The organism is Poseidonibacter antarcticus, from assembly GCF_003667345.1.
Lineage (GTDB): Bacteria > Campylobacterota > Campylobacteria > Campylobacterales > Arcobacteraceae > Poseidonibacter > Poseidonibacter antarcticus.
In genome coordinates this window covers 46,884-54,177 of the sequence record NZ_RCWF01000015.1, presented here as the reverse complement: position 1 = coordinate 54,177, position 7,294 = coordinate 46,884, and the positions used below count along the sequence as shown (strand labels likewise).

Annotated in this window: 4 protein-coding genes and 1 rRNA gene; all 5 read left to right on the top strand. The window is 26.4% G+C overall.

Annotation, left to right across the window (positions count from 1 at the left end):
• Positions 1-137: 137 nt before the first annotated feature.
• Positions 138-254, top strand: a 5S ribosomal RNA gene (rrf, locus tag D9T19_RS13260).
• Between the two features lie 301 nt (positions 255-555).
• Positions 556-3,132, top strand: coding sequence for a TolC family outer membrane protein (locus D9T19_RS13255; RefSeq protein ID WP_121628728.1), 2,577 nt, complete (start codon positions 556-558; stop codon positions 3,130-3,132).
• A 13-nt stretch (positions 3,133-3,145) separates the two neighbouring features.
• The gene (locus tag D9T19_RS13250; protein WP_121628727.1) at positions 3,146-5,305 is read left to right on the top strand and encodes a type I secretion system permease/ATPase; all 2,160 of its coding nucleotides are present in this window, start codon (positions 3,146-3,148) and stop codon (positions 5,303-5,305) included.
• Positions 5,298-6,677, top strand: coding sequence for an HlyD family type I secretion periplasmic adaptor subunit (locus D9T19_RS13245; protein WP_121628726.1), 1,380 nt, complete (start codon positions 5,298-5,300; stop codon positions 6,675-6,677). The genes D9T19_RS13250 and D9T19_RS13245 overlap by 8 nt, the downstream gene beginning before the upstream one ends.
• Entirely contained in the window at positions 6,677-7,276 is a 600-nt protein-coding gene (locus D9T19_RS13240) for a response regulator transcription factor (protein WP_205588725.1), read from the top strand. Before D9T19_RS13245 ends, D9T19_RS13240 begins: the two co-directional genes overlap by 1 nt.
• Positions 7,277-7,294: the final 18 nt, after the last annotated feature.

Sequence of the window (7,294 nt, the reverse complement as noted above, 5' to 3'; positions counted from 1 at the left end):
AAGTATACATTGTGTGACTTTAACATTAAAATATCTTTTACTCAACATATAAGTTGAGTAATGAGTATATTAGATTAAGATTTATAATTTTCATATTTATAGATTTTATTTTATATATATATTGATTACTCAGTTTTGCTGGTGGTTATAGAGAAGAGGAAATACCCAGTCCCATTTCGAACCTGGAAGTCAAGCTCTTCATCGCTGATAATACTGCAGGGTCCCCTTGTCGGAAACGTAGGTCACTGCCAGCTCTTGAGTATTTATTCAAATTAGCTTAGCTTTTTACACTTATTCTAGTGTTTTAAGCTAAGCTTTTTTTTTGCGCGCGGTTTCTAAAATTATTAAATTATTTATATATTTAATAATTTAAATAATAATAAAGTCTTTACTTATATACTATCTTCTATAATGTACCTAGTATTAAAATAATTAATATATGTCTCAGTATAAATATATTAAGTATAGATTTCCTTTATTGTATCTTAAATATTTCTCTTCTTTATTAGCTATTTTATGTTAAAGTAATAATAATTATTTAATCAAGGGTTAAAAATGAAACTAAAAAATAAAAAGAGGTTATTTAGTGTAATAGCTAGTAGTGTGTGCATATTAAGTATAAACGTACAAGCATTGACACTAAAAGAAAGTGTGTTAGAAGCATTACATACAAATCCTGTAGTTCAAGAAAGATTAAAAAACTTTAATGAAACACAACAAGATTTAGAAATTACAAAATCTGAATGGCTACCATCTTTGGATTATGTGGGTACATTTGGAATAAATAGTGCAGGAAATATAAAAGATTCAGCAGGTGGAAAATATGATCACCAAGTAACTGATGAAAGCTATAATAGCTATACAAATTCACTAAAATTAACACAAAATTTATTTAATGGATTTAGTACAACACATAAAATAGATTACCAAGAAGCAAGAATATTAGGTGCAGCATATAATTATTTAGAAAATGCAAATGATATAGCATTCCAAATGGTAGGAGCATATTTAGATGTAGTAAGAAGTTATCAATTGTATCAAAATGCAAAAGATAATGTGGTAGTGAATGAAAAGATATATGAAGATGTAAACTCACTTTTTAAACAAGGATTAACAACAAAATCAGAGATGACAAAAATATATGCATCCTTGTCATTAGCAAAATCAAATATGATTGTGCAAAAGAATAATACAGTAGATAAAGAGTTTAGATTTAAAAGATTGTTTGGACGAGATGCAGACGTGTCAACATTTACATTACCAAGCTTAAATTATGCGATGCCAGAGAGTATTGAACGTGCAACAATGTACGCAATAAAAAATAATCCTTCAATTTTAGTAAGTAATTTTAATATAAAAGGTGCACAAGCATTATATAAAGAGAAAAAAAGTAATTTTTACCCAACAATAGATTTAGAATTAGAACAAGTGTTTGATGATTCAAATCATACAAATAGCTTTGACTCTCCAGATGATAGATCAAAAGCATATGTAGTAGTAAACTGGAATCTATATAGTGGTGGAGCACATATATCAGATATACAAAAAAGTAAAAGTACAATAAATAAAGAAGTAGAAATACAAAGAGACCTAAAAAGACAAACAATTGAAGGACTAGAATTATCGTGGTCTGCATATAAATTAATAGGTAATCAATTAGAAGAATTATATAAATACTATAATTATTCACAAGAAACATTAGAAAGTTACCAAAGTGAATATGAATTAGGAAGAAGAACACTACTTGACCTACTATCAGCACAAAATGACTTAGTAAGCTCAAAAAGTCAAATAATAAATGCACAAATGGATAAATTATACTCACAATATAGAATATTAGATGCAATGGGATTATTAGTAAATACAGTAGTAGAAGATAGTGCAGAATATAATAAAATAGCAGCTCCAACATTAAAACCATTTACAATAGTAAAAGATAAATTGCCAGTAAATCAAGATGTAGACTCAGATAAAATAGTAGACTCTTTAGATATTTGTGATAACTCAATAAATAATAATGATATAACGCCATATGGATGTTCTCAAAAAGAAGAAGACTCAGACTTAGATGGAATAATTAACTCTAAAGATAAATGTCCAGAAAGTGCATTTGGAGTAACAGTAGATGAAAATGGTTGTGAAATAGAGAATTCAATTAATAAATTTACAGTAAATAAAGAAGATTATGTAAATGAAGTAGTTTCATATACAAATGAAAGCCCAAAAAAATCAGATAAATTAGGACTGTATGATTATGAATTTAATGTAGCAGCAAATAAGAATGTGAAATCAACAGCCTTAGATAATCACCTAATGTATGATAAATTTGCCTTGATAAAAAGATTTGAATTCTTAAATATGGATAAATTTGATTTTAATGATAAGGGTTTATCAATAATAGCTAATGAAATCTCAAAATATAAAGATCAAAATATAAAAGTAACAATAATCGGTCATACACAAGAGATGAAAGATAAAAATAGAAGTTATGAAAAAGCAGCATCTTATTCAAAAATAATAAAAGATGAATTAGTAAAAAGAGGTGTAAATAAAGATGTGCTAATAGAAGAATCAAGAGTAGATTATGATAAAGCATACCTAGAAATAAATAAAGAAGATAAGACATTAAATAATGTAGTAGCAATAGCATTATATGTACCAAAAGCAATAGACGCACCAATAGTATTAGATGATGATAAAGATGGAGTAGTAAATTCATTAGATAAATGTCCAAATACACCAGCAGGATATACAGTAGATGAAAATGGATGTACAAATAAAATAAACTTAGAAGTATTATTTGAAAATGACTCAGCAATAGTAAAAACAAATACAAAAGAGAAAGTATTAGCATTTGCGAAATATTTAAAAGATAATAAAGAGTTTAATACAGTAATAACAGGGCATGCAAGTAAAGATAATATTAGATCAGGTGTTATTTACAATCAAAAGTTGTCAGAAAGAAGAGCAGAAGCTATAAAAAATTTATTAGTAGAAAATGGAATTGAATTATATAGAATAGAAGCAATAGGAAGAGGTTTTAGTGAGCCAGTTACGAGTAATGATACAGTAGAAGGTCGAGCATTAAATAGAAGAATTGAAGCTGTACTTAAAAGAGTAGAAAATAAATAAAGAAGGTTAATTAATGAGAAAAAAAATTTTAAAAACTGAAGACACTTTATTGGAGTCTTTAGTTTTATATACAAGGTTATTCCATAAACCTTTTTCTTCAGAATCTTTATTATCTGGTTTACCAATGGATACAAACTTAAGTTCTCCAATGCTTTTTTCAAAAACAAATTCTAAATCTTTATTTTCAAGAGCAGCATCAAGAGCAGGATTAAAAACAACTATTATTCAAAGATCAATTAAAGATATTTTAGCTCTACAATTACCTGTAATATTACTTTTATCAAATGGGAATAGTTGTATTTTAGAAAATTTCTCTGATGATAAAACAAAAGCAAAAATTATTTTTGCAGGTGTTGAAGAACCTTTAGAAGAGTGGATAGATGTAGATAAACTTGAAGAAGAATATTTAGGTTTTGCTTTTATGTTAAAAAAAGCTTATGAGTATGAACATGAAAATGGTAAAAAAACACTTGATTTAAATAATCAAAAACATTGGTTTTGGAGTACTTTAGGTTTTTCAAGAAAAATTTATATGGATTGTATTCTAGCCTCAATTTTAATAAATTTATTTGTTCTTGCTACTCCATTATTTACTATGAACGTATATGATAGAGTTATTCCCAATAATGCACAAGAAACTTTACTTGTGTTTACAATAGGTATAGTTGTTGTCTTCCTTTTGGATGCAACATTAAAATTTTTAAGAACATATTTTTTAGAAATGGCTGGTAAAAAAAGTGATATTATTATGTCTTCTATTATATTTGAAAAAGTTTTAGATTTACAAATGGATGCACATCCAAAATCTGTTGGTTCTTTTGCAAATAATTTAAAAAGTTTTGATAGTATTAGAGGTTTTTTAACAAATGCAACGTTAAGTGTACTTATTGATTTCCCTTTCGCAATACTCTTTTTATGTGTGATTTTTTATATTTCAGGTATTTTGGTTTTTGTTCCTATGATAATTATTCTAATAATAATAATTTATGCATTAATTGTTAAAAAACCTTTACAAACAAGTATTGAAAGTACTTATGAAGCAAGTGCTAAGAAAAATGGGATACTAATTGAAGCTTTACAAAATATAGAAACAATTAAAGCACAAGGAATGTCAGGAAATATTCAGTTTAATTGGGAAGAATCCACAGGTGAGATTGCTAATAAAAGTCTAAAATCAAGATTATTATCCTCTTCAATTCCAACGGTTACAGGTTTATTAGTTGGATTAAATACTGTTTTAATAATTGTTTTTGGAGTTTATCTTATCCAAGAATTTGAATTAACAATGGGTGGGTTAATAGCTACAATGATTTTATCAGGACGTGCTATTGCTCCAATGGGACAAATAGCAGGACTTATAACTAATTATGAAGATGCAAAAACTTCGTTTAATATGCTTGATGAAATAGTTAATAAACCATTAGAAAGACCACTTGCTAGAGAGTTTGTAAAAAGACCTTCTTTAAAAGGAAATATTGAATTTAGAAATGTATCTTTTAAATATCCTGATAGTGAAGCATATGCATTAAAAAATGTAAGTTTTTCTATAAAAGAAGGTGAAAAAGTTGCATTTATTGGAAGAATTGGTTCAGGTAAGTCAACTATCGCAAAATTAATTTTAAAATTATATGAACCTGAAAGTGGTTCTGTATTAATTGATGGAATAGATATTTCACAAATTGATCCTGCAGATTTAAGAAAAAAAGTAAGTTATGTACCACAAGATATTCATTTATTTAGGAATAGTATAAAAAATAATATATTGGGATCTTATAAATTTGTTGATGATGAATGGATGCTTAAATGTTCAAAAATTAGTGGTACTGATGAATTTGTAAAATTACATCCTATGGGTTATGATATGCCTATTGGTGAAAGAGGTGCAGGACTTTCAGGTGGTCAAAGACAAAGTGTTGGAATAGCTAGAGCCTTGATAAATAATTCTAATATGTATTTGTTTGATGAACCCACAAATGCAATGGATCAAACTAGTGAAAGTCATGTTTTAAATAATTTAAGAAAAGATATGAATGATAAAACCTTATTACTAGTTACTCAAAAAATGAATATGCTTGACTTAGTTTCAAGAGTTATCGTTATGCATAATGGAGAGAAAGTTTTAGATGGTGAAAAGAAAGATGTTATAAAAAAATTAGGAGAAAATAATGGCTGATATAAAAGAAATTAATTCTGCATTTTTTCAAAAAACTCCTAAAAGACCTAAAAAGTCATTGAGTAAAGATGATTATGAATTTATGAGTAGTGTTAGTGCTTCTGTGCTTTATCATAGAAATAGAAAATTACATTGGGTATTGATTGCTTTTTTTATAACAATAACTCTTTTTATAGTTTGGGCTTCATATGCACAAATAGATGAGATTGCAAGAGGAAATGGAAAAATAGTTCCTAATGGACAAAATCAAATCCTTCAAAACCTAGAGGGCGGGATAGTCTCTGAAATTTTAGTAAAAGAGGGTGATTTCGTAAAAAAAAATCAAATTCTAATTAAAATAAGTAATGAAAAATCATCATCAACAGATGCTTCTAATAAATTAAAATCTTTTTATTTACAAGCACAAATACAAAGACTTACAGCAGAATTAAAAAGAGAACCTTTTGTTTATAAAAAAACTGATAATCAACAATTAAATGCTTTTTTAGATAATGAAAATGAATTGTATCAAATAGATCAAAATGAACTTAAATCAAAAGTTTTGATATTAAAAGAACAAATTAAACAAAAAAACAATGAATTAAAAGATGCAAGACAAACAATCACTCATATGAGATTCTCAGTTAATGCAATTAAACAAGAAGTTGATATGACAAGACCTATGGTTAAAAGAGGAATACGTTCTCAAGTTGATTTCTTAAAACTTCAAAGAGAAGAAAGTGATGCTAAACAAAAATTACAAAGTGCTATTTTATCTATTTCTAAAACAAAATCAGAAATCTTAGAATTAAATAAAAAAATAGATGAAACATATCAAATGAATGATTCAGAAACTAGACAAAAACTTAATGAAACAATTACATCATTAAGAGATTTAGAAGCAAATTCAGTTGCTTCTACAGATCAAGTTTTTAGAACAATTGTTAAATCACCATCTAATGGTATTGTTCAAAAATTACATATAAATACTATTGGTGGTGCTGTTAAACCAGCACAAGATTTAATTGAAATTGTGCCAACAGACTATAAATTAATTGTAGAAGTAAAATTATTGCCAAAAGATATTGCATTTATTTATCATGGGCAAAAAGCTATAGTTAAATTTTCAGCATATGATTTTTCAATTTATGGAGGATTAGAAGGAAAAGTTATAAATATAAGTCCGGATACAATAACAGAAAAAGACGATAAAACTTATTATTTAGTACGAATTGAGACTGATAGAAACTACATCGGGGATGAAGATAAGCAATTGAAAATTATTCCAGGAATGGTTGCTAATGTTGATATAGTTACTGGTAAAAAAACAATTTTAGATTATATTCTAAAACCAATTTTAAAAACAAAACAATATACATTTACGGAAAGATGATGAAAATAGCACTCTATAGCAATGAAATTTCACTTATTAATAGATGGGAATCTTTTTTAAGTGCGTATAAGATTAAAATTATTGAGGATTATGAAGAATTATTTACACTCAAGGACTATTTATTAATTTTAAGTGATTGTGTGAATTTAAAAGATAATAATTTTGTGATTGCAACATTGTTAAAAAATTCAAATAAAATTTTAGTATTAAAAAGAGTTCCTGAAATCAATAATGCAAAAAAATGGTTAGAAAAAGGTGTTCATGGATATGGTAATTCTTTGATGACTTCATCGTATTTAAATTCTGCTGTTGAAACTATAGTAGATAACTATATTTGGTTATTACCTGAGATCACAAGTGAATTATTAAAAAATATAATAGCAAAAAAGGATAATAAAATTGATGAAGAAAAACTTTTTGCTGATTTAACAAAAACAGAAAAAACTATTGCACTTTTACTAAAAAATGCTTATACAAATAGAAATATAAGTGAAGAATTAAATATATCTATAAATACAGTAAAAACACATATAAAGCATATTTATGAAAAACTAAATGTAACAGATAGATTGTCTTTTTCTAACTTATCTAGTAACTAAAATAATCAAATAATTAAA

Bases quoted from the DNA above. Each gene is read 5' to 3' on its own strand.
- D9T19_RS13255 (WP_121628728.1), top strand. From the start codon at position 556: ATGAAACTAAAAAATAAAAAGAGGTTATTTAGTGTAATAGCTAGTAGT.
- D9T19_RS13245 (WP_121628726.1), top strand. From the start codon at position 5,298: ATGGCTGATATAAAAGAAATTAATTCTGCATTTTTTCAAAAAACTCCT.
- D9T19_RS13240 (WP_205588725.1), top strand. From the start codon at position 6,677: ATGAAAATAGCACTCTATAGCAATGAAATTTCACTTATTAATAGATGG.
- D9T19_RS13250 (WP_121628727.1), top strand. From the start codon at position 3,146: ATGAGAAAAAAAATTTTAAAAACTGAAGACACTTTATTGGAGTCTTTA.